We start from the raw sequence: 21,777 nt of genomic DNA on the forward strand, positions 1-21,777 counted from the left end.
TCGACCTTCTCCAGCAGCTCCCAGCCCTCGGCGTAGGCCTGCATCATGGCGTACTCGATGCCGTTGTGGACCATCTTCGCGAAGTGGCCGGCGCCGACCTTGCCCGCGTGCACCGCGCCGAAGTCGCCCTCGGGCTTGAGCGCGTCGAAGACCGGCTGCACCTTGGCGACGTTCTCGGCGTCGCCGCCGTACATCAGCGCGTAGCCGTTCTCCAGGCCCCAGACGCCGCCCGAGACGCCGCAGTCGACGAAGCCGATGCCCTTGGCCGCCAGCTCCTCGGCGTGCTTCTCGTCGTCCGTCCAGCGGGAGTTGCCCCCGTCCACGACGACGTCGCCCGGCTCCAGCAGCTCGCCCAGCTCGTCGACGGTCGACTGGGTGGCGGCACCGGCCGGGACCATCACCCAGACGACCCGCGGGCCCTTGAGCTTGCCCACAAGCTCGGAGAGGCTGTGGACATCGGCGAGGTCCGGGTTGCGGTCGTATCCGACGACGGTGTGGCCTGCGCGGCGGATCCGCTCACGCATGTTGCCGCCCATCTTGCCGAGGCCGACGAGACCGAGCTCCATCAGTTGTTCCTTAGGTCGCTGTGTGGCGTGTGGGGCACCTTCGTACCCATGTCCGAGCCTAAACCCGGGCCGTCACGCACACCTGTGGGCATACGCGCTCAGACGTACACCCCATCCGCCGCGCTCACCTGCGGCTTCTGCCGCTTCACCCACAAGCCGGGAGGCGTTCCTCCACGGCCTGTGGACAAGTGCGGGGGCTCAGCCGCTGAGGCGGACCGGCATGATCAGGTACTTGTAGGCCTCGTCCGCCTCCGCGTCGACCGCCGGCCTGCCGCTGAGCAGCGCGGGCTTGGTGGACGTGGTGAAGGACAGCTGGGCCACCGGGGAGTCGATGGCGCTGAGGCCGTCCAGCAGGAAGGTCGGGTTGAAGGCGATCGAGATGTCGTCGCCGTCGAGCTGGGCGTCGACCCTCTCCACAGCCTGTGCGTCGTCGCTGGAGCCGGCCTCCAGGATGAGCACGCCCTGTTCGAAGCTCAGCCGCACCGGCGTGTTGCGCTCGGCGACCAGGGCCACGCGCTTGACGGCCTCCACGAAGGGGGCGGTCTCGATCACGGCGATGGAGTTGAACTCCGTCGGGAACAGCGTGCGGTACTTGGGGAGGTCGCCCTCCAGCAGTCGGGTCGTGGTGCGCCGGCCGGCGCCCTCGAAGCCGATCAGGCCCTCGCCGGCGCCCGAGCCGGACAGCGCGATGGTGACGCTGTCCCCGCTCGTGAGTGCCTTGGCGGTGTCCAGGAGCGTCTTGGCGGGCACCAGAGCCACCGCCGAGGCCTCCGGGTTCTCCGGCTTCCACAGGAACTCGCGGACCGCGAAGCGGTAGCGGTCGGTGGAGGCCAGCGTCACGGTGTCGCCCTCGATCTCGATGCGCACACCGGTGAGGACGGGCAGGGTGTCGTCACGGCCGGCCGCGATGGCGACCTGGGCGGCGGCGGAGGCGAAGACCTCGCCGGGGACCGTGCCCGTCGCGTTCGGCATCTGGGGCAGCGACGGGTACTCCTCCACAGGCAGTGTGTGGAGGGTGAACCGCGAGGAGCCGCAGACCACCGTGGCCCGTACACCGTCTGTGGAGATCTCCACCGGGCGGTTCGGCAGGGCACGGCAGATGTCCGCGAGCAGACGGCCCGAGACGAGGACCGTGCCCTCCTCCTCGACCTCGGTCTCCACCGACACGCGTGCGGAGACCTCGTAGTCGAAGCTGGAGAGGCTGAGCGCTCCGTTCTCGGCCTTCAGCAGGAGGCGGCGAGGACAGGCGCCGGCGGACGGGCCGGGAGGCTGCGTGCCGCCCAGGCCACTGCCTCCGCGAGTACGTCGCGTTCCACCCGGATCTTCACTCTTGCCGCCTCCTGCTGTTGCCGGCGCTTCTCGCCCTGCCTGGCTTTTCGTCGTCTGTCTCGGTGTCGTCGGCCCCTGTGAGGGGAAGGACCACCGGGGTCCAGTCTGACGCACCGCACTGACAGTAGGTGCCTCTCGGGTCAAGTCGTGACGAGGAGCAGTCGGGACCCGGACAGCGAGTTGTGCACAGCCCCTCCTTCGAACCGGACTTCTCGCTCTCTCTAGTTGGGAGTAGTAGTAGGGGCTGTGGATACCGTGGATAACCCAGTTTTCGCAGGTCAGAGCCGATATTTTATCCACCGGTCCTGGGGACGGAGGCGGTGGACAACTCGGGTCTTCTGTGGAGAACAGAAAGTTCTGCACACTCCATGCACAGGTAGAGGCGACTTCTCCCCAGGTGCGTCCCCAGGTTTCCCCGGCTTTCCCACAGCCCACTCCGGCAACTTCGTGTGACGCCTTTCACTCGACCCGGTGAGGAGGCGCGTCTGGTTGCCGAACAGTGGACAGCCATGTGGAGAAGCCGCTGATCGCTGGGGACAACCGGCCGCAGCCTGTGGGTTACCGGTGGACAACTTCGTGCACAGCCTGTGGACGAAGAAACTGTCCACAGGCTGTGGAAAACTTTTGTCCACCAATCCACAGCCAGGTGACCTGCCCCGATTCTCTTTCACCCGTGGCGCCTGTGGACACGATCTGGACAACTTGGCAGTCCCCAGGTTGTGGACGGAAGAAAGTCGCCGAATCTGTGGAGAGTGGCCGTAACCCGGCGAGTATTCGAACAGCGGATGGCGGGGCGCCGACCTGTGGCACGGCGAAGGGCGCCCCGGGAGCAGTTCCCGGAACGCCCTCGACGGGTCCGTGCGGCTCGGTCAGCCCGCCTTGATGCGGTTCGTCAGCTCGGTCACCTGGTTGTAGATGGAGCGCCGCTCGGCCATCAGATTGCGGATCTTGCGGTCCGCGTGCATCACCGTCGTGTGGTCACGGCCACCGAACAGAGCGCCGATCTTCGGCAGCGAGAGGTCCGTCAGCTCACGGCACAGGTACATCGCGATCTGCCGGGCCGTCACCAGCGCGCGTCCGCGGGACGTGCCGCACAGGTCCTCGACCGTGAGCCCGAAGTAGTCGGCGGTCGCGCCCATGATGGCCGTCGAGGTGATCTCGGGCGCCGAGTCGTCGCCGCCGGGCATCAGGTCCTTGAGGACGATCTCGGTCAGCCCCAGGTCCACCGGCTGCCGGTTGAGCGACGCGAACGCCGTCACCCGGATCAGCGCGCCCTCCAGCTCGCGGATGTTGCGCGAGATGCGGGACGCGATGAACTCCAGCACCTCCGGAGGGGCGTTGAGTTGCTCCTGTACCGCCTTCTTGCGCAGGATCGCGATCCGCGTCTCCAGCTCGGGCGGCTGGACGTCCGTGATCAGGCCCCACTCGAAACGGTTCCGCAGCCGGTCCTCCAGCGTCACCAGCTGCTTGGGCGGCCGGTCGCTGGACAGCACGATCTGCTTGTTGGCGTTGTGGAGCGTGTTGAAGGTGTGGAAAAACTCCTCCTGCGTCGACTCCTTGTCCGCCAGGAACTGGATGTCGTCGACGAGCAGGATGTCCATCTCGCGATACCGCTTGCGGAAGCTGTCGCCCTTGCCGTCACGGATGGAGTTGATGAACTCGTTGGTGAACTCCTCCGAGCTGACGTACCGCACCCGTGTGCCCGGATAGAGGCTGCGCGCGTAGTGCCCGATCGCGTGCAACAGGTGAGTCTTGCCGAGACCCGACTCCCCGTAGATGAACAAGGGGTTGTACGCCTTCGCGGGAGCCTCGGCGACGGCGACGGCGGCCGCGTGCGCGAAGCGGTTCGAGGCGCCGATGACGAACGTGTCGAAGAGGTACTTGGGGTTGAGCCGGGCGGTCGGCTCGCCGGGACCGCCCGTCGGCGCGGGCTTCGAGCCCAGCGGACCGGGCGCGCCCTGCTGTCCGTGGCCGGCCGGGCCGCGGTGCGGATGCCCGCCGCCCGCCGAGGGCTCGGGCATCTCACGCCGGGTGGGGTCGCGCTGGTCGTACTCGGGGCGCGACTGCTGGTACTCCGAGCGCTTCTGGTCGTAGGACGAGCGGTCGTAGGACGGCCGATCCATGGCCTGGGGCCGGTAGTCCTGCGAGGGCGGGCCGTAGGAGTCCTGGTCCTGGGACCCGTACCCGTCCTGGGACGGCGGGCCGTAGGAGTCCTGCCCGGACCCGCCGTACGAGTCCTGCGGCGGCGACGCGTACGGGTCGCGTTCGGGGAATCCGAGGCGCTGCTGCTGCCAGCCGTAGTCGTCCTGTCCCTGTCGGGGCCAGGCCCCGGGCTCGGGCCGCTGGTACTCCGACGGGTAGGCCGGCCGCGCGGTGGGCAGCTGGTCCTGGCGGGAACCCTGGTCACCGCCGCCCTGGGACTGATCGGCGCGGTGCCGGCCGTAGCCCTGGTACGGGTTGTCGCGCGGACCGTCGTACTGGCCGGACGGACGCTCGGGTTCGTCGTAGCGCGACGGCCCCGACGAGGCGGGAGGTTCGCCCACGGAGTCGTCGACGGTGATCGCGATGCGGATCGGCCGACCGCACTCGCGGCTCAGCGTCTCACTGACGATCGGGGCGAGGCGGCCTTCCAGTACGCCCTTCGCGAATTCGTTGGGCACGGCGAGCAGGGCGGTGTCCGCGACCAGGGCGAGCGGCTGGCAGCGTCTGATCCAGTGTTCGTCCTTCACCTCGACACCCTGGCCGCGGCCCTCACCGAGGAGCTGCTCCAGTACTCGTGGCCACACTGCGGCAAGATCGGCAGGTACGTCAGCCACAGGGCACGCTCTCTCGTGGGTCCCACGTTCGTGTGACGGTGGGACGGTGGGGGATTCGCATCGGGTGCGGGCAGGGACAAAGGAACGAATCGGAGTTCAGCCACGGTAGTCAGGCCGACGGGTACGGTTCAAGTTGTTGTCCCCAGCCTGTGGACAGTGTCTCCCACGGCCGCCGGTTTGACCGGATGGCGTAGCCGCGCGTACCGTGACCAGGTCGAGTTGTCGATGGCTGCTGCCGCCTGCCTCCGATGGGCACAGATCGCGTCAGGTGATCGGGAAGCGGTGCACTCGGGCGTTGACCGCGAGCTACCTCGTGGGCGCACGGTGACAGCCAGGACGGCACCCCGCCACCACCGATTGATTTCTGGAGCCCCCGAGTGAGCAAGCGCACCTTCCAGCCGAACAACCGTCGTCGCGCCAAGACCCACGGCTTCCGCCTGCGGATGCGCACCCGTGCCGGTCGCGCGATTCTCGCGAACCGCCGCAGCAAGGGTCGCGCGAACCTGTCCGCCTGAGCCTGATCAGGTCATGACGTCGTGCTGCCTACCGAGCATCGGCTGAGGCGGCGCGAGGACTTCGCGACCGCGGTACGACGGGGCCGTCGGGCCGGCCGTCCGACTCTCGTCGTCCATCTTCGAAGCGGTGCCACGGACCCGCACGCGCCTGGGGAGAGCGCTCCCCCGACGCGTGCGGGTTTCGTCGTGAGCAAGGCCGTGGGCGGAGCGGTCGTGCGCAACACAGTGAAGCGCAGACTGCGCCATCTGATGCGCGACCGAGTCGCCCTCCTTCCCCCCGGTAGCCTGGTAGTCGTACGGGCGCTGCCCGGTGCGGGCGACGCAGACCACGCACAGCTGGCCCAGGACCTCGATGCCGCCCTTCAACGGCTACTAGGAGGGGGCGCGCGATGAAGTACCCGCTGCTGGCCTTGATCAAGCTCTACCAGTGGACGATCAGTCCGCTGCTCGGGCCGGTGTGCAAGTACTACCCGTCGTGTTCCCACTACGGCTTCACCGCCATCGACCGGCACGGTGCGGTCAAGGGAACGGCCCTCACGGCCTGGCGCATCCTGCGATGCAACCCCTGGTCGCTCGGCGGCGTGGACCATGTCCCGCCGCGCAAGCGCCCGCGGTGGCACGAGATGCTGCGCAACACATGGCGCGCACGCAAGGGCGGGCCCTCCGCCGCCGAAACGGCCACCGAAGAGAACCCTTCTTCAAGCCCGGCCGCAGAGACACCGTCCCATGCCCAAGGAGCATGATTAGTGGACACGATTGCCAGCCTCTTCAGTTTCATCACCACACCCGTCTCCTGGGTCATCGTCCAGTTCCACAAGGTGTACGGCGCCCTCTTCGGTGCTGACACCGGGTGGGCCTGGGGCCTGTCCATCGTGTCCCTGGTGATCCTGATCCGGATCTGCCTGATTCCGCTCTTCGTGAAGCAGATCAAGGCGACACGGGCGATGCAGACGCTGCAGCCCGAGATGAAGAAGATCCAGGAGCGCTACAAGAACGACAAGCAGCGCCAGTCCGAAGAGATGATGAAGCTGTACAAGGAGACGGGTACCAACCCGCTCTCCTCGTGCCTTCCCATCCTGGCGCAGTCCCCGTTCTTCTTCGCGCTGTACCACGTGCTCAACAGCATCGCCAACGGTGACACCATCGGTGTGATCAACGAGAGCCTGCTGCAGAGCGCGCAGAAGGCGCACATCTTCGGCGCCCCGCTGGCCGCGAAGTTCACCGACAGCGCCTCGGACGTCTCCGCGCTCGACGCCTCGCTGTCCACCGTCCGCATCGTCACCGCGATCATGATCGTCATGATGTCGGCCTCGCAGTTCTTCACGCAGCGCCAGCTGATGACGAAGAACGTCGACACCACGGTGAAGACGCCGTTCATGCAGCAGCAGAAGATGCTGCTGTACGTCTTCCCGGTCATGTTCGCCGTCTTCGGCATCAACTTCCCGGTCGGTGTCCTCGTCTACTGGCTGACCACCAACGTGTGGACCATGGGCCAGCAGATGTACGTCATCCGCAACAACCCGACCCCGGGTTCCAAGGCTCAGGCCGCTTACCTGGACCGCCTGTACAAGCACGTCACGAACCACGGCAAGATCCGCGGCCGGGGCCAGAAGGCCATCGTCAAGGCGATCGTGGCCAAGGGCCGCGACCGCAACGACTACGAGCGCAAGTTCATCAACGGTCTGAGCAAGGCGGGCCTGGCGGCCCAGCCCGACGGCACCGTGGCGAAGGGCGAGGCCCAGACCGCCACCCTGACCGAGGACGGCGAGGCCACGGCCGCCGCGGCCCGGCGCCAGCAGCCCAAGCGCCAGAGCAAGTCCCAACGCCAGTCCGGTACCCCCAAGGCGGCCGGTGAGCCCACCTCGCTGACCAAGTCCGACGAGCCGCAGGACGCCAAGCCCGCCGGCGCAGCCAAGCCGAAGACCGGCTCCGGCGGTGGCCGCAGCAAGGCCCAGTCCGGGCAGCGCAAGGGCGGCCCGCAGCGCCCCAAGTCCCCGTCCAAGAAGTAAGAAGGAGCCCATCCCGTGACGGAAGGCACCACCTCCGCCGCCGCCGAGGGTGCAGACACCCTGACCCGCCTGGAGCAGGAGGGCGAGATCGCGGCGGACTACCTCGAGGGCTTGCTGGACATCGCTGATCTCGACGGCGACATCGACATGGATGTCGAGGCCGATCGTGCGTCGGTGTCGATCATCAGTGATGTGGCAGGACGCGACCTGTACAAGCTCGTCGGCCGGGACGGCGAGGTGTTGGAGGCGTTGCAGGAGCTGACGCGTCTGGCCGTGCACCGGGAGACCGGTGACCGTAGCCGACTGATGCTGGACATCGCGGGCTACCGGGCCAAGAAGCGCACCGAGCTCTCCGAGCTGGGCGCCAAGGCCGCGGCCGACGCGAGGAACAGCGGCGAACCGGTCAAGCTGAACCCGATGACGCCCTTCGAGCGCAAGGTCGTCCACGACGCGGTCAAGACAGCCGGTCTGCGCAGCGAGTCCGAGGGCGAGGAGCCGCAGCGCTTCGTCGTCGTGCTGCCCAACTGATTCAGCGCGTACGTATTCCCGGCCCCGTCTGTCGAGCAGGCGGGGCCGGTCTTGTCAGACCTGGTAGTTCTGGTGGCCGGCGCGAACGCGCCGAAGCGGTACGGAAGGACGGTCCCCGTGACGGAGGCAGCGGAGCTCCCCCCTGCGCCCGAGCAAGCACGCGAGGTATTCGGTGATCGCTTCGCGGATGCGGTCCGGTACGCCGAACTCCTGGCCGAGGCAGGTGTGCAGCGTGGGCTCATCGGCCCACGGGAAGTGCCCCGGCTGTGGGAGAGGCACATTCTGAACTGTGCGGTGCTCTCCGAAGCCGTGCCCGAGGACGTGACGGTGTGCGACGTCGGTTCCGGCGCCGGCCTGCCGGGCATCCCCCTGGCCCTGGTGCGGGAGGATCTGAAGATCACCCTGCTGGAGCCGCTTCTGCGGCGCACGAATTTCCTGACCGAGGTCGTCGAACTTCTCGGCCTCGACCATGTGACTGTCGTGCGCGGGCGGGCCGAGGAGGTCATGGGCAAGCTTCCACCGGTCCATGTCGTGACCGCACGGGCGGTCGCTCCCCTGGACCGCCTCGCCGCCTGGGGCATCCCGCTGCTCCGCCCCTACGGTGAGATGCTCGCGCTGAAGGGCGACACCGCCGAGGAGGAGCTGAAGAGTGCGGCCACCGCTCTGAGCAAGCTCGGCGCGGTGAGCACGTCGATCCTCCACGTCGGCGAGGGACTGGTGGATCCGCTCTCCACGGTCGTGCGGGTCGAGGTCGGGGAGAGCCCGGGTGGTGTGAGGTTCGCCGCCAAGCGTGCCAAGGCGGCCCGGACAGGGCGCACACGCCGTCGCCGCTGACCCGGCCTGAAGAACAGCGGTACTCCACACAAGCTGCCCAACCCATGCGTGACGGAGTGTCGCGGCGGTTCGGCCACTGGCGCTGTGCATCGTGTTTCACGTGAAACGTCGCTCATTGCTGCACGGCATCATCAGCCGCGGTCGCGCCGCGGCCGAACCCCGTGACCGGAAGCCGCTCGGCTCACTCGTCAAGGGGACGGAGTTGTCCACAGAGGTGGATTTCTCCACAGAAGACCAGGCCTCACTGGTTCGCGACCCCGAAGGCATGGGAGGCTCTGTTCATTGCGAGCCTGAAGTCGAGGAGAGTGAATCCTTGCGGTCCGACGCCAACATCGCGGGACCGATGACCGATCCGGTCCCCGGTCCCCGTACCGAGTCGATGGGGGAGGATGTTTCACGTGAAACACCGCCTCCGATGGACGACACTCCGATCGGTCGTGCCGCCCAACTGGCGGTGGAGGCTCTCGGCCGCGCCGGCGAGGGCCTGCCGCGGCCCGAGCAGACCCGCATCATGGTGGTCGCCAACCAGAAGGGCGGCGTCGGCAAGACGACGACGACCGTCAACCTTGCCGCATCACTGGCTCTGCACGGTGCCCGCGTCCTGGTGATCGACCTCGACCCGCAGGGCAATGCGTCCACCGCCCTCGGAATCGATCACCATGCCGAGGTTCCGTCCATCTACGACGTGTTGGTCGAGAGCCGCCCACTGGCGGAAGTGGTCCAACCCGTCCCCGATGTTGAAGGCCTTTTCTGCGCTCCCGCCACGATCGATCTTGCCGGTGCGGAGATCGAGCTGGTGTCGCTGGTGGCCCGCGAGAGCCGACTCGAACGAGCCCTCCAGGCGTACGAGCAGCCGCTGGACTATGTCCTGATCGACTGCCCGCCCTCGCTGGGTCTACTGACGGTCAACGCGATGGTCGCGGGCCAGGAGGTCCTCATCCCGATCCAGTGCGAGTACTACGCACTGGAGGGGCTGGGCCAGCTACTGCGCAATGTCGAGCTGGTGCGCGGCCACCTCAACCCCGCCCTTCACGTCTCCACCATTCTGCTCACCATGTACGACGGCCGGACGCGCCTCGCGTCGCAGGTCGCCGACGAGGTGCGCACCCACTTCGGCGACGAGGTGCTGCGGACGAGCATTCCCCGCTCGGTCCGCATCTCCGAAGCGCCGAGCTACGGGCAGACGGTACTGACCTACGATCCCGGATCGAGCGGTGCACTGTCCTACCTCGAAGCAGCCCGAGAGATTGCGCTGAGGGGTGTCGGCGTCAGCTACGACGGCACCCACGCCCATATCGGCGCTCAGAACAACCCGACCATGGAGGGGATCCAGTGAGTGATCGACGGAGGGGGCTGGGCCGTGGTCTTGGCGCACTGATCCCTGCCGCCCCGACCGAGAGGACACCGGCGCAGACCGCCGTGGGAGGCGTGACCTCCACGTCGTCCGCCGGTGTTCCGGTCCTGACCACCGACCGTGGGGTGGCCGCGGCGAAGGTGGCCACGCTGCCGCCTGTTTCACGTGAAACGGAGGAGCCCTCGCCGAACGGGGTGGCGGAGGTTCCCGCAGCGCCCATGGGCGTCCACTTCGCGGAACTCCCGCTCGACTCCATCACGCCGAACCCGCGCCAGCCGCGTGAGGTCTTCGACGAGGACGCGCTTCAGGAGCTGGTCACTTCCATCAAGGAGGTCGGCCTCCTCCAGCCGGTCGTCGTACGGCAGACCGGTCCCGCACGCTATGAGCTGATCATGGGCGAGCGGCGCTGGCGAGCCTGCCGTGAGGCGGGCCTGGAAGCGATCCCGGCGATCGTGCGGGCCACGGACGACGAGAAGCTCCTCCTGGACGCACTGCTGGAGAACCTCCACCGTGCTCAGCTGAACCCGCTGGAGGAGGCTGCCGCCTACGACCAGTTGCTGAAGGACTTCAACTGCACCCATGACCAGTTGGCGGACCGGATCGGGCGCTCGCGTCCCCAGGTCTCCAACACACTGCGTCTCCTCAGGCTCTCCCCGGCGGTCCAGCGTCGGGTGGCGGCCGGTGTCCTCTCGGCGGGTCATGCCCGGGCGCTGCTCTCCGTCGACGACTCGGAGGAACAGGACAGGCTTGCCCACCGCATTGTGGCGGAGGGGCTGTCAGTGCGGGCGGTCGAGGAGATCGTGACCCTCATGGGGTCGCGCCCACAGGCCCCTCAGCGTGCCAAGGGTCCCCGTGCCGGAGGCCGGGTGTCGCCGGCGCTGTCCGACCTCGCCACCCGGCTCTCGGACCGATTCGAGACGCGGGTGAAGGTCGACCTGGGCCAGAAGAAGGGCAAGATCACCGTCGAGTTCGCCTCCATGGAAGACCTCGAGCGGATCCTCGACAGCTTGGCACCCGGTGAAGGGCCCGTCCTCCAGAAGGGCCTGGTAGAGGGTGAGTCCGAGGAAACGGACGACTGAGCGCCCCATGGCCGGGTCCAACCGCCCGCCGACTGCCAAGAGCGAGCCGTCTCCGGTGTGTCCGGAACACGGCTCGCTCTTTGCTTCTGGGCGGTGTCGAGGGAATCGTGTCGTGGATACGATGCAATGAGCTATGGCGCAACCACCTGATGACACCTTCGAGTGGGAGGCGGGGGCCATGCGAACAATCAGCCGGACCGGACTGGTGGGCGCAGCCTTGGGGATCGGCGCGGTCGGCGGGTTCGTCGCCAGCCTGCTCAGGGAACGGAGCGCTCTGACTGCCGCTCGCGACGCCGCGGGCGAAGGAAGCGAGGATCAGCCTTCATGGGGCGACGGCTCGTACCGCTCACACTGGACAACCTTCAGGACCTTCCCCAACGCTGCCGCTCGTGTGTCTTCTGGGAACTGGACCCCGTCAGCGGTGAAGCAGCGGTAAGAGCGGGTACGGCGGCGGTGGAGAAGGAGGCCTGGATCTCCGCGGTCCTACTCGACTGGGGTTCCTGCGGCCGGGTCGTCTTTGTCGATGACGTACCGGTGGGCTACGTGCTCTACGCCCCGCCCGCGTACGTTCCCCGTTCGACGGCGTTCCCCACGAGCCCTGTGTCCCCGGACGCGGTCCAGCTGATGACCGCGTTCATCGTGCCGGGTTACCAGGGCCAGGGACTCGGCCGGGTGATGGTCCAGACGGTCGCCAAGGATCTGTTGCGCCGGGACTTCAAAGCGATCGAGGCATTCGGTGATGCCCGCTGGAAGGACCCGGCGTGTCTTCTGCCGGCCGACCATCTGCTGGCGGTGGGTTTCAAGACGGTCCGGCCGCACCCTTCTCACCCCCGCCTGAGGCTGGAGCTGCGCACCACCCTTTCCTGGAAGGAGACGTGGAGATGGCGCTCGACCGACTGTTGGGAGCCGTACAGAAGGAGCCGGCGCTGCGCCCCCTGTGACTGGCTTGGTGAAACACACGCCTCGTGTGCGACGTTCAGATCGTCACTCGGCGATGAAGTCCTCAAGGTCGCGGACGAGCGCGGCCTTGGGCTTGGCGCCGACGATGGTCTTGGCGACCTCGCCGTTCTGGTAGACGTTCAAGGTCGGGATGGACATCACGCCGTACTTGGCGGCCGTACCCGGGTTCTCGTCGATGTTGAGCTTGACGACCTCGATCTTGTCGCCGTACTCGGCCGCGATCGCCTCGAGGGACGGAGCGATCTGGCGGCACGGGCCGCACCAGGCAGCCCAGAAGTCCACCAGGACGGGCTTCTCGCTCTTGAGGACGTCCTGCTCGAAGGAGTCGTCGGTTACGTGCTTGAGGTCGGCCACGGCGGGCTCCTTTAACTGATGTGTGCGGTGGGGCGGAAGGGGGTCAGACGGCGGTCTTCTCGGGCTCGGCCTGCTCCTCGTCCGCGAGGGCGGCGAGGTAGCGCTCGGCGTCGAGGGCGGCGGAGCAGCCGGTGCCGGCTGCGGTGATCGCCTGACGGTAGGTGTGGTCGACGACATCGCCGGCGGCGAAGACACCGGTCACGTTCGTCCGGGTGGACGGGGCGACGACCTTCAGGTAACCCTCTTCGTCCAGGTCGAGCTGGCCCTTGAAGAGTTCCGTGCGCGGGTCGTGGCCGATCGCGATGAACAGGCCCGTCACCGCCAGGTCGGAGAGTTCACCGGTCTTGAGGTTGCGCAGCTTCAACCCGGCCAGCTTCGGGTCACCCTGGATCTCGGCGACCTCGCTGTCCCAGACGAACGAGATCTTCGGGTCGGCGAAGGCACGCTCCTGCATCGCCTTGGAGGCACGCAGCGTGTCCCGGCGGTGGACGATCGTCACGGACTTGGCGAAGCGCGACAGGAAGGTGGCCTCCTCCATCGCAGTGTCGCCGCCACCGATGACGGCGATGTCCTGGTCCTTGAAGAAGAAGCCGTCACACGTGGCACACCACGAGACGCCGCGACCGGAGAGAGCGTCCTCGTTGGGCAGGCCGAGCTTGCGGTGCTGGGAGCCGGTGGTGACGATGACGGCCTTGGCCCGGTGGACTGTTCCCGCCGTGTCGGTCACCGTCTTGATCTCACCGGTGAGGTCGACGGAGACGACGTCGTCGGGGATCAGTTCGGCGCCGAAGCGCTCGGCCTGGGCGCGCATGTTGTCCATGAGCTCGGGGCCCATGATCCCGTCCTGGAAGCCGGGGAAGTTCTCGACCTCGGTGGTGTTCATGAGGGCGCCGCCCGCGGTGACGGCTCCTTCGAACACCAGCGGCTTCAGTGATGCGCGCGCGGTGTAGAGCGCCGCCGTGTAGCCGGCGGGCCCGGAGCCGATGATGATCACGTTTCGGACGTCGCTCACGGCTTCATTCCTCGTCTCTGGTCTATGTCGATCGACCGGGGGAGCTTCTGGAAACTCTCACCCCACCCAACGGATCCTAAGGGGCGCGCATTCCCGCTGTGGCCGGGCACACCAAGGGGCCCGACGCCGTACCGGATACCACGCTCGGCGGGGACGAAGCCCGAAGCGTCAGGGGCGGGTGTAGGAGTCCTTGAGAAGGATCTTCGCTGTGCCGGACGACGGCTGGCTGACGCAGGTCGCATCCATCAGGTACGCGGTGACCCGGGTGCTGTCGGCGCTGTCGGGGAGGACGACGAGAAGCGCGTCCCTCCCCTGGTACGTGCCCTTCTCGACGGCCAGGGCCGCGTCGTTCCGGTCCATGCCCTTCTGGACGCAGCCGGGCACCGTGGGCTCCTGGAAGACTCTGGGGGTCTTCGTCTCCGGCTCGCCCTGCATGCCGAGAGTGTGCGGACTGGCGTTGGGGGAGGCGGCCAGGAGATCAGCGACCTGCTGTTCCAGACCGCTCTCGGAGAAGCTGTGCGCGACGGTGGACCGCTGACCGGGCACAGAGGTTCCCGGACTCTCGTCGCCGGTCAGTGACGACACCAGGACCGACCCGATACCCAGGGCGGCGACGGCGAAGGCGGTCCCCAGCACGGCGATCCTGCGTCGCCCATTCCGCCGGCGATCCTTGCGGCCCGGCCCGGTGGTGGTGGTTCGGGCATGCCCTGCGGGCCGCGGCGGCGATGTCGATGTTTCACGTGAAACATGCCCGGCGCTGTCCGACTCGAGTGTGGTGGGCTCCGGGGCCGTGGAGCTGATCAAGGCTTCCACCGCCAGCGCGGCATCGATGCGGTGGGCGACCTCGTCCGGCATCCGCGTCGGCCCGGGCAGCGTCCCCAGGAGGCCACGGATCTCCTCCAGCGAGGCGTGGACGTCCGCGCAGAGCACGCAGTCGTCGAGGTGTCGACGCACTTCCGTACTGCGGTCGGTAGGGAGCAGGCCCTCGGTGAGGTCGGAGATCTCCGTGACGTCCGGGTGTTCGGTCCTGTCCGTCGTCGATGTCACGTTCGCCCACCTCCGCCCTTCACAGCAGCTGAATCGCCGGTCCCGGCGCCGTCCGGGCCTTCGTCCCGAGGACCCGCTGCCGGTGGGACGGATGTCCCCTCCGCCCGGTTCCGTCCTCGCCCGGTTTCCCTCATCTCGCCGGAGTTGGCCGGCCGCAGATGGGTGAGCAGTGGCAGGAGTCTTGCTCTGCCCCGAGCGCAGCGGCTCTTCACCGTCCCCGTCGGGACGTCGAGCACACGGGCGGCCTCGGCGACGGGATAGCCCTGCATGTCGACCAGGATGAGCGCCGCACGCTGGTCGGGCGGCAGGGTACCGAGGGCTTCGAGGAGCTGGCGGTGCAGGTCGTTGCGCTCGGCGGGTGCCGATGCCGACTCGTGCGGCTCCAGCAACTGCTCCAGGCGCTCGGTGTCGTCGACCGGAGAGGTCTTGCGGGAGGCCGCCTTGCGGGCCCGGTCCAGGCAGGCGTTCACCGTGATCCGGTGCAGCCAGGTGGTGACGGCGGACTGGCCGCGGAAGGTATGGGCGGCCCGGTAGGCGGAGACCAGAGCGTCCTGAACGGCGTCAGCGGCCTCCTCGCGGTCCCCCAGGGTTCTGAGGGCCACGGCCCAGAGCCGGTCACGGTGTCGCCGTACAAGCTCACCGAAGGCGTCAGGATCGCCCTCCACGTGACGGGTGAGGAGGTCATGATCGCTGAATCCGTCGTGTTCGGCGCCTGCTGCCATCGGACCCCCTCCCCCTCAGGTGAGATCTCAGCCCGTGAATTTCACGTCGGTGATGGCCTGTTTGTAGCCGGAGCCACTGAAACCATCGGTGGGCGCATACGGTACGGCGGTGATCCAGAGCAGCACGTACTGGGTCTTCACCGTCTTCGACGTCTTCACCGTGAGCGAGGTACCGCTGGCGTCGGCGGTACCGATCTCCTTCATCCCGCCGATGCCCGTGGACGGAGTGAGCGAGTCCGTGGCGTAGAGCTTCACGGTCGTGTGGTCCCCGGCGTACCGGAGTCCTATCGACGCCGCGGAGACCTCCCGTGCCGACCCGAGGTCGTAGATGATGCCCACTCCGGGCTTGTACGGAGCAAGGGTCGGACCCTCGGCGTATTTCTTGGTCCGCCAGTACGTGGAGCTGTCACCGTCGTAGGTGTTGCCGACGTCCTCCGGCGCCTGGGCGGAACCGCTGGCTACGTACTCCTGCGAGCCCTGGATGCTGAGCTGCTGGACGGGCCTGGGCGCGGCACTGTTGTTGTCGTCGCCGTCCGTCGTCTGCGTCTGGTTCGTGTCGTCGGAGTTGCCCTGGTCCATCAGGGCGTCCGCGAGCTGCCAGCTGCCGAGACCGAGGGCGGCGATGAGCAGCGCGGAGACCGCCCACTTCAGCGCTTTGCCGGTGCGGCTCTGCAACGGGGGAGGCGGGGTCCGCACCGGCTGGGTGGCGCCCGGGTGGGCCGCGGGCCGTCCGTAGCTGCCCTGCTGGTACGTCGTGCGCTGGTATTCGGGGGGCGCGGTGAACGTGGGCTCCGGCGGGCGGATGCGGGGCATCTCACCGATGGCCTTGACCAGTTCCTCCGGTGTGGCGCACGCGGACTCATGCCGGGAGGCGGTCGCTCCGTCGTTGACGAGAGCGCGCATGGCCAGCTCCGACAGGCCCCGGTGGATGCCGGCACGCACCTGGTCGGGGGCGATCAGCCCGATGTCCTTGGGTAGTCCGGACAGACCATAGGCGTCGTTCTCGTACGGCCAGCGCTGAGTGAGCGCGGCGTACAGCAGAGCGCCGATCGCCTCGGTGTCGGTGCGCTGGGGGGTGTCGGAACTGACGCCGCGCAGCGCCGCGTTCACGGCGAGGCCGCGGATGCGCCACTGGCCGGTGGAGGTGCGCAGCACGGCGTTGGGGTTCAGCCGCAGATGCGCGAGCCCTTCACGGTGGGCGGCCGCCATGGCGGAGGCGATCTGACTCACCATCTGGTAGGCGTCGTGCGGCTCCAGCGGCCCGGAAGCGAGGAGCGTGGTCAGTTCGGTGGCGTCGGGCAGCCACTCGTGAACGACGTAGACGAGGTCGTTCTCCTCGACCGCGTCGAGAACTTGGACGAAGCGGGGGTCGCCGAGCAGGGCGGAGGACCTGGCCGCCGCCAGGACGGAACGGGCCCGCGTGTGATCCGCGGGCAGAACATGGACGCCGACGGCACGGCGGAGTTTCTCGTCGACCGCACGCCAACTGCTGAAACCGTCCAGACGGGTGACGCAGTCCTCGAGCCGGTAGCGTCTGGCGAGCTTGTGGCCGCTGTGCAGTTCCGGCGCCGAGGCCTTCCCGGGGCTCTCAGCCCCGCCACTCCCCTGTGCCTCGTCGCTGTCCGTGTCCCGCTCCCGGTTCTTGGCCACACCGTCGGCCGTGGACTGGTCCGCCTGTGCGGTCAGCGGCTCGTCACCGCTGTTGTCTGCCACGTCGACGGCAGCCGTACTCCGTTCCGCCACCGTCGTTCCTGCCTCCCCATCCATGCGCGCCGTCCGACCTCGTGCGCGCCGTCCGACGCCGAACCCAATTGTGCCCACAGTCCGCCGCTATGCACGACACGCGGCGACGAACGATGGTTGTGCGCCTACCCCCGCCTCAGCGACCCAGGCGCCCGCGCACCATGCCGACGAGCGAGTTGAGCTCCTCGATACGCATACGGCGGGCGGCGACGAAGAAGACGCCGACCAGGACGATTCCACCGGCCAGCAGGGCGGCGAAGGAACCGGCGACGCCCTGGCCGAGAGTCTGGGCGATGCCGTAGCACGCGGCGCCGCTGAGCAGGGCGGCCGGCACGGCGGCGATGCACAGCCGCGCGTACGTCCGCAGCACCCGGGTTCCGTCCAGGTCCCCGCCGAGCCGCTTGCGCAGCCGGTTCCAGGCGACGCCGACACCGATGACGTAGGCCAGGCCGTAGGAGGCGGCCATGCCGACCACGGCCCAGCGGGCCGGGAGCACGAAGTAGCAGGTGGCGGAGGCGGCGGCGTTGACCGCCGCCACGATCACGGTGTTGTAGAAGGGGGTCCGCGTGTCCTCGTAGGCGTAGAAGGCGCGCAGCACGACGTACTGCACCGAGTACGGGATCAGGCCGAGGCCGAAGGCCATCAGCATGAAGCCCATGTTGGTGGCCTCGCTGATGCCCGAGGAGCCGAAGATCAGGGTGCACATCGGGATGCCGAGCGCGATGAAGCCGAAGGCGATGGGCACGATCGCGACGGCCGTCGTGCGCAGGCCCTGGGAGATGTCGTCGCGGACGGCACCTGCGTCCTGCTCGGCCGCCGAGCGCGAGATGCGGGGCAGCAGCGCGGCCATCAGGGACACCGTGATGATGGCCTGCGGCAGGCCCCAGATCAGCTGGGCGTTGGCGTAGGCGGCGAAACCGGTGCCCTTGACGCCCGAGTCGATGCCGGCCGCGGTGGACAGCTGGGTGACCACCAGCGCGCCCGCCTGGTTGGCCAGGACGAACAGGATCGTCCACTTGGCGAGCATGGCGGCCTTGCCGAGGCCGTGGCCCTTCCAGTCGAAGCGCAGCCGCATCCGGAAGCCGGTCTCGCGCAGGTACGGAATCATCGCGAGGGCCTGGACGACCAGGCCGAGCAGGATGCCGATGCCGAGCAGCCGCTGGCCCTCCGGCGGGATGTTCGTGACGCTCATGTCGGAGTCCGCCGCGGTGCCGTACACCCAGAGGAACATGCCGAGCGTCACGATGATGACGACGTTGTTCAGGACCGGGGTCCACATCATCGCGCCGAACCTTCCGCGCGCGTTGAGGATCTGTCCCATCACCACGTGGACGCCCATGAAGAAGATCGAGGGCAAGAAGTAGCGCGTGAAGGTGACGGCGACCTCGTTGGCCGCGGGGTTGCTGGCGACCGGGTTCGCCAGCATGCGGACCAGGAGCGGGGCGGCGAACATCGCGAGACCGGTGAGCGCGGCCAGGGCCACCATCACGAGCGTCAGCAGGCGATTGGCGTATGCCTCGCCACCGTCGTCGTCCTCTTTCATGGCACGGACGAGCTGCGGCACGAAGACGGAGTTGAGGCCACCGCCCACCGTCAGGATGTAGATCATCGTCGGCAGCTGGTAGGCGACCTGGAAGGAGTCGCCGAGGAAGCCGAGGCCCAGGGCGGAGACGATCATCGCCGACCGGACGAACCCGGTCAGACGCGAGACCATCGTGCCCGCCGCCATCACCGCGCTCGACTTCAGCAGTCCCGTGGCCCGCCCGCTCTTCTTCGCGGGCGGTGCCGGAGCGGGGGTGGCGGTGAGGTTCATGGTCTGGTCGACCCCGGAGGCCGGATCCGCGAGCCCCGACGCGTGGGCGAAGGCCGGCGTCTGGTGCTGCGCGGCCGGAACCTGCCCCCCTGGAACGTAACCGCCCGGAGCGTGTGCCGGGCCCGGTACCGCCGGCGAACCCATCGGGGGGTGGGTGCCGCCCTGCTGCTGGTCGCGGAAGAGGTGCGCGAAGGCGTCGGGCTCGTGGCGTTCCTCGGCGGAGTGGGTGACGAGGTCGTCCACGCCCACGAACTGGGTCGTGCGCGGATCGTCGCCGTACGGCAGGTACTGCGTCGGGCCCTCCGGCTCGGGCGCCGGTGTCTGGGCCCACACCTGTGGGTCGGGCGCGTAGGGGGACTGCTGCGGCGGGCCGTAGAGCGGCTGCTGGGGAGGGTTGACTCCGGGCGGCGGCGGGGGGTGCGCGGCGCGGTCGTAGAGAGCCTCGGCGACCGGGTCCTGGGCGGTGAGGTCCTGGGACCGGTACGGGTCCTGGTCGTAGGCGTCCTGGAGGTACATGTCCGCGGGGTGCTGCGGCGGCACCTGGCCGTGCCCGGGCGGCGGACCCTCGGGGTAGCCCGAGCTGCCCGCGGCCTGGCCGCGGTCACCGTCGTACGGCGCGTTCATGGTTACCCCACCTCATCGTTCCGGGCCGACCGGCCACGACATCCTCAACGGTCCACTCTCTCACCCGTCCCGGACGGGTCGGTGCTTTCCGCTGCGGTGTCCGGTGTCCCGTCACTCGGCTGCACCGGGTCGTCCGCCCCGGACCGGGTGTCCGACTCCGCATCGGGTCCGTCCCCGGAGTCCTGCGTGGTCTCGGCCGCGTCGGCGGCCGGGTCCGTGTCGTCGGTGCCGTTCTCCTCGGCCTCCCGGGCCGCGGCGCGCTTTCGCTGGGTGTACATCCGGAAGCCGGCCAGCACGAGCAGCAGGAAACCGCCGCCGATGACGAGCATCACGGTGGCCGTGATCTCGGTGACCTTCACGTCGAAGGTGACCGGTGCGCCGTACGCCCTGCCGTCCTCGGTGTACAGCTGGGCGACGACCGCCGCCTGGCCGTTGGCGTTGGCCGAGGTGGTGAACTTCACCGTCGTGCTGTGTCCGCCGGAGACCTCGATGCGCTGCTCGGCGTAGGACTTGCCGCCGATCTCCAGACGGGTCGGATTGGTCGAGGTGAGCCGCAGCACCAGGCGTTCGACGCCCTGCACGAGATTGTTCTGCACGGTCACCGGGATCGTGGCGCTGCGCCCGGAGAGCTTTAGCTCCGACTTCTGGATCAGTTTGACCTGTTCGGCCAGCGTGGTGAGGTAGTCCTGGACGCCTTGGCGGAAGCTGCTCGCCGCGGTGGTCCGGCCCCGCCAGGACGTGGACATCTCACGGTTGATGGCCCGCCCGAAGGGGGTCACCACCCGGGACTCGTCGGTCAGGATCACCTTGAAGTTGTCGAGCCGGTCCTGCGTGGACGCGATGTCCACGAACGCCGACCGCGGCAGCTCCCGCTTGGTGAGCGAGGAGGGGTACGCCGACCGGGACGGCACCTTCGTCGTGGCACCGGGGTCGGGCTTGGCCGTGGCGGCCGCCGTGAGCTGCTGCGCCTGCGACCAGGTCCCGCCCTGCAGGGCGGTGACCGCCTCCGCCATCGCCTGGGCCTGACCCGCGGTCGGCATGCGCTGGGGGGCGACGACGATGCTGCGCTGCTTGTCCGTCTGGAGGTTCAGCGCCAGGCTCTGCGCGAGGAACGCCTGCACCGCGAGCGTGGAGGCGGAGGCCTTCGTGAGATCGCCCTGGAACGCCTCCGACAGCCGCGCGTCCGCGACCACCGCCGTGGTGCCGCCGCCGATGGGGCGGGCCGCGGAGGGCGTGTAGGACAGATCACCGTTCTCCGTGAGGCTGTCACTGCGCGCGATCACCTTGTCGGCACCCGCGGAGGTGGCGACCTTCACGATCGACGGGTCGACGGCACCCTCCACCGGCCAGGCGAAGTCGGTGCTCGGGGTCACATGGAGCACGGTCTCCACCGTGCCGACAGCGACGTCGGTGGCGGCCTTGAGCTGGTTCAGGGAGCCGGTGACGCTGGTCCCGCTGTGTGCCAGCGAGGCCAGATCGGGGTCGGCGTAGGGCAGGGCGACGACCTGCTTGCCCTGCACGGCCTGTTGCAGTTCGGCGAGCCACCGGCCGGCGACGGCCTGGTGCTCGCCTGCCGTGGTGGTGTCACCGGCGACGATGTCGTACCGCTCGGTCATGGCGTCGACGGAGGCCAGCAGGGCCGGGTCGATCACCCAGGTCACGTCGAGGCTCTTGCCGAGGTTCAGGAGCTGGTCGAGGCGACCGCCGGGAGAGATCTCCGCGGCGAGGTCGTCGTTGAGGAACACCGGTGTCTGCTGTTCGTTCGACGCGGTCTCGGCCGTCATGTGGACGTCGGAGACCAGGGGCCACAGCACGGTCGTACGGGTCCTGGTGTCGGCCTCGTCGGGCTGCCACGGCAGGAACGTCCGCTGGATGCCCAGCACCTGCTCCCACGGCTTCGCGGCCGTCTCGCCCGACAGGGCGACGCCCAACGGGTACACACCGCCGCCCCCGAGGTCGAGCTCGTCGACCGGTACGGAGATGCTGAACTGCTCGGAGACGCCGGGAGTGAGCTTGGCGAACTCGGCGACGTACTTGTCGCCCACCGGGGATCCGCTGGAGCTGGAGATGTCGTCGGACCGCTTGGCGGTGCTGTCGATCGCCGAGCGGGTGGCCAGCGCGGACCCCACGCGCAGGTCCACATGAGCGCTCGTGACGGTCTGCTTGCCCTTGTTGGTCACCGTGCCCGAGACGGTCAGCGTGTCGCCTTCGGTGGGAATGCTGGGGCTCAGGGAGTCGACGGCGACGGCCACCGTGCCCGTGCTGGAGGCTTCCTTGGCGTAGATGTGTTCCGCGGCCTGCGCCGAGGACGCGGGCAGCTGGAGCAGACCGGCCAGCAGAGGCGCCCCCGCGAGCAGTGCTCCGGTGCGCCGCAGCCACCGGCGGGCAGGTGAGGGAGTCATCCCCGGGAAGTCTGCCGCCTCGGCCACGCGCTCGTCCGTCCCTCGTCGTCGTCAGTGGTCGTCGGAATGT

Annotated in this window: 17 protein-coding genes and 2 pseudogenes; 9 read left to right on the forward strand and 10 right to left on the reverse strand. The window is 68.6% G+C overall.

The window, feature by feature from the left end; genetic code table 11:
* The 3 genes and pseudogenes from BM536_RS28055 to dnaA form a co-directional block, all read right to left on the reverse strand.
* Window positions 1–566, reverse strand: a 566-nt coding sequence (locus tag BM536_RS28055; RefSeq protein ID WP_143650987.1) for an NADP-dependent phosphogluconate dehydrogenase, incomplete at its 3' end; no start/stop codon positions are given.
* A 198-nt stretch (window positions 567–764) separates the two neighbouring features.
* Window positions 765–1,894 (reverse strand): annotated as a pseudogene (gene dnaN, locus BM536_RS28060) (DNA polymerase III subunit beta).
* 870 nt (window positions 1,895–2,764) lie between these two features.
* Complete coding sequence (gene dnaA, locus BM536_RS28070) at window positions 2,765–4,711, reverse strand: chromosomal replication initiator protein DnaA (protein ID WP_073491207.1); 1,947 nt, start codon at window positions 4,709–4,711, stop codon at window positions 2,765–2,767.
* A 377-nt stretch (window positions 4,712–5,088) separates the two neighbouring features.
* On the opposite strand from dnaA, the gene rpmH reads away from it, so the two are divergent.
* The 9 genes and pseudogenes from rpmH (at window position 5,089) to BM536_RS28115 (ending at window position 11,971) form a co-directional block, all read left to right on the forward strand.
* Window positions 5,089–5,226, forward strand: coding sequence for a 50S ribosomal protein L34 (gene rpmH / locus BM536_RS28075; RefSeq protein ID WP_018846094.1), 138 nt, complete (start codon window positions 5,089–5,091; stop codon window positions 5,224–5,226).
* A 21-nt stretch (window positions 5,227–5,247) separates the two neighbouring features.
* A complete protein-coding gene (rnpA, locus tag BM536_RS28080) occupies window positions 5,248–5,619 on the forward strand; it encodes a ribonuclease P protein component (RefSeq protein WP_073491208.1) in 372 nt (123 codons plus the stop codon).
* On the forward strand, window positions 5,616–5,969 hold the full coding sequence (gene yidD / locus BM536_RS28085) for a membrane protein insertion efficiency factor YidD (RefSeq protein ID WP_073491209.1): 354 nt from the start codon (window positions 5,616–5,618) through the stop codon (window positions 5,967–5,969). The genes rnpA and yidD overlap by 4 nt, the downstream gene beginning before the upstream one ends.
* A 3-nt stretch (window positions 5,970–5,972) precedes the next feature.
* A complete protein-coding gene (gene yidC / locus BM536_RS28090) occupies window positions 5,973–7,235 on the forward strand; it encodes a membrane protein insertase YidC (protein ID WP_073491210.1) in 1,263 nt (420 codons plus the stop codon).
* A gap of 15 nt (window positions 7,236–7,250) precedes the next feature.
* Window positions 7,251–7,763, forward strand: a complete 513-nt coding sequence (locus BM536_RS28095; protein WP_073491211.1) for a Jag family protein — start codon at window positions 7,251–7,253, stop codon at window positions 7,761–7,763.
* 117 nt (window positions 7,764–7,880) lie between these two features.
* Window positions 7,881–8,597 (forward strand): 16S rRNA (guanine(527)-N(7))-methyltransferase RsmG, encoded by a 717-nt coding sequence (gene rsmG / locus BM536_RS28100; protein ID WP_073491260.1) that lies wholly within the window; start codon window positions 7,881–7,883, stop codon window positions 8,595–8,597.
* Between the two features lie 265 nt (window positions 8,598–8,862).
* On the forward strand, window positions 8,863–9,933 hold the full coding sequence (locus BM536_RS28105; protein WP_073491261.1) for a ParA family protein: 1,071 nt from the start codon (window positions 8,863–8,865) through the stop codon (window positions 9,931–9,933).
* Window positions 9,930–11,030 carry a ParB/RepB/Spo0J family partition protein gene (locus tag BM536_RS28110; RefSeq protein ID WP_073491212.1) on the forward strand — a complete coding sequence of 367 codons (1,101 nt, stop codon included), beginning with the start codon at window positions 9,930–9,932 and terminating at the stop codon, window positions 11,028–11,030. Before BM536_RS28105 ends, BM536_RS28110 begins: the two co-directional genes overlap by 4 nt.
* A 324-nt stretch (window positions 11,031–11,354) precedes the next feature.
* A pseudogene (locus tag BM536_RS28115) lies at window positions 11,355–11,971 on the forward strand (GNAT family N-acetyltransferase).
* Window positions 11,972–12,014: 43 nt separating this feature from the next.
* Here BM536_RS28115 and trxA read toward each other — a convergent pair.
* The 7 genes from trxA to BM536_RS28150 all read right to left on the reverse strand — a co-directional run bounded on the left by trxA (window position 12,015) and on the right by BM536_RS28150 (window position 21,734).
* The gene (gene trxA / locus BM536_RS28120; protein WP_073491213.1) at window positions 12,015–12,344 is read right to left on the reverse strand and encodes a thioredoxin; all 330 of its coding nucleotides are present in this window, start codon (window positions 12,342–12,344) and stop codon (window positions 12,015–12,017) included.
* Window positions 12,345–12,387: 43 nt separating this feature from the next.
* On the reverse strand, window positions 12,388–13,356 hold the full coding sequence (gene trxB, locus BM536_RS28125) for a thioredoxin-disulfide reductase (RefSeq protein WP_073491214.1): 969 nt from the start codon (window positions 13,354–13,356) through the stop codon (window positions 12,388–12,390).
* 168 nt (window positions 13,357–13,524) lie between these two features.
* On the reverse strand, window positions 13,525–14,403 hold the full coding sequence (locus tag BM536_RS28130; protein ID WP_073491215.1) for an anti-sigma factor family protein: 879 nt from the start codon (window positions 14,401–14,403) through the stop codon (window positions 13,525–13,527).
* On the reverse strand, window positions 14,400–15,125 hold the full coding sequence (gene sigM, locus BM536_RS28135; RefSeq protein ID WP_073491216.1) for an RNA polymerase sigma factor SigM: 726 nt from the start codon (window positions 15,123–15,125) through the stop codon (window positions 14,400–14,402). Before sigM ends, BM536_RS28130 begins: the two co-directional genes overlap by 4 nt.
* A gap of 27 nt (window positions 15,126–15,152) precedes the next feature.
* Entirely contained in the window at window positions 15,153–16,868 is a 1,716-nt protein-coding gene (locus tag BM536_RS28140; RefSeq protein ID WP_073491217.1) for a protein kinase family protein, read from the reverse strand.
* 136 nt (window positions 16,869–17,004) lie between these two features.
* Window positions 17,005–19,305: a murein biosynthesis integral membrane protein MurJ gene (murJ, locus tag BM536_RS28145; RefSeq protein WP_073491218.1), complete on the reverse strand. Its 2,301-nt coding sequence runs from the start codon at window positions 19,303–19,305 to the stop codon at window positions 17,005–17,007.
* A 44-nt stretch (window positions 19,306–19,349) separates the two neighbouring features.
* Window positions 19,350–21,734, reverse strand: a complete 2,385-nt coding sequence (locus BM536_RS28150; protein WP_094103669.1) for a DUF6049 family protein — start codon at window positions 21,732–21,734, stop codon at window positions 19,350–19,352.
* Window positions 21,735–21,777 lie beyond the last annotated feature (43 nt).

Origin of the sequence: Streptomyces phaeoluteigriseus (genome assembly GCF_001896135.2) — a bacterium.
GTDB classification, from domain to species: Bacteria; Actinomycetota; Actinomycetes; order Streptomycetales; family Streptomycetaceae; genus Streptomyces; species Streptomyces phaeoluteigriseus.

What these genes read in the sequence shown, in the direction of transcription:
- yidD (WP_073491209.1), top strand. Translation starts at nt 5,616, where the DNA reads ATGAAGTACCCGCTGCTGGCCTTGATCAAGCTCTACCAGTGGACGATC.
- BM536_RS28105 (WP_073491261.1), top strand. Translation starts at nt 8,863, where the DNA reads ATGGGAGGCTCTGTTCATTGCGAGCCTGAAGTCGAGGAGAGTGAATCC.
- sigM (WP_073491216.1), bottom strand. Translation starts at nt 15,125, where the DNA reads ATGGCAGCAGGCGCCGAACACGACGGATTCAGCGATCATGACCTCCTC.
- murJ (WP_073491218.1), bottom strand. Translation starts at nt 19,305, where the DNA reads ATGAACGCGCCGTACGACGGTGACCGCGGCCAGGCCGCGGGCAGCTCG.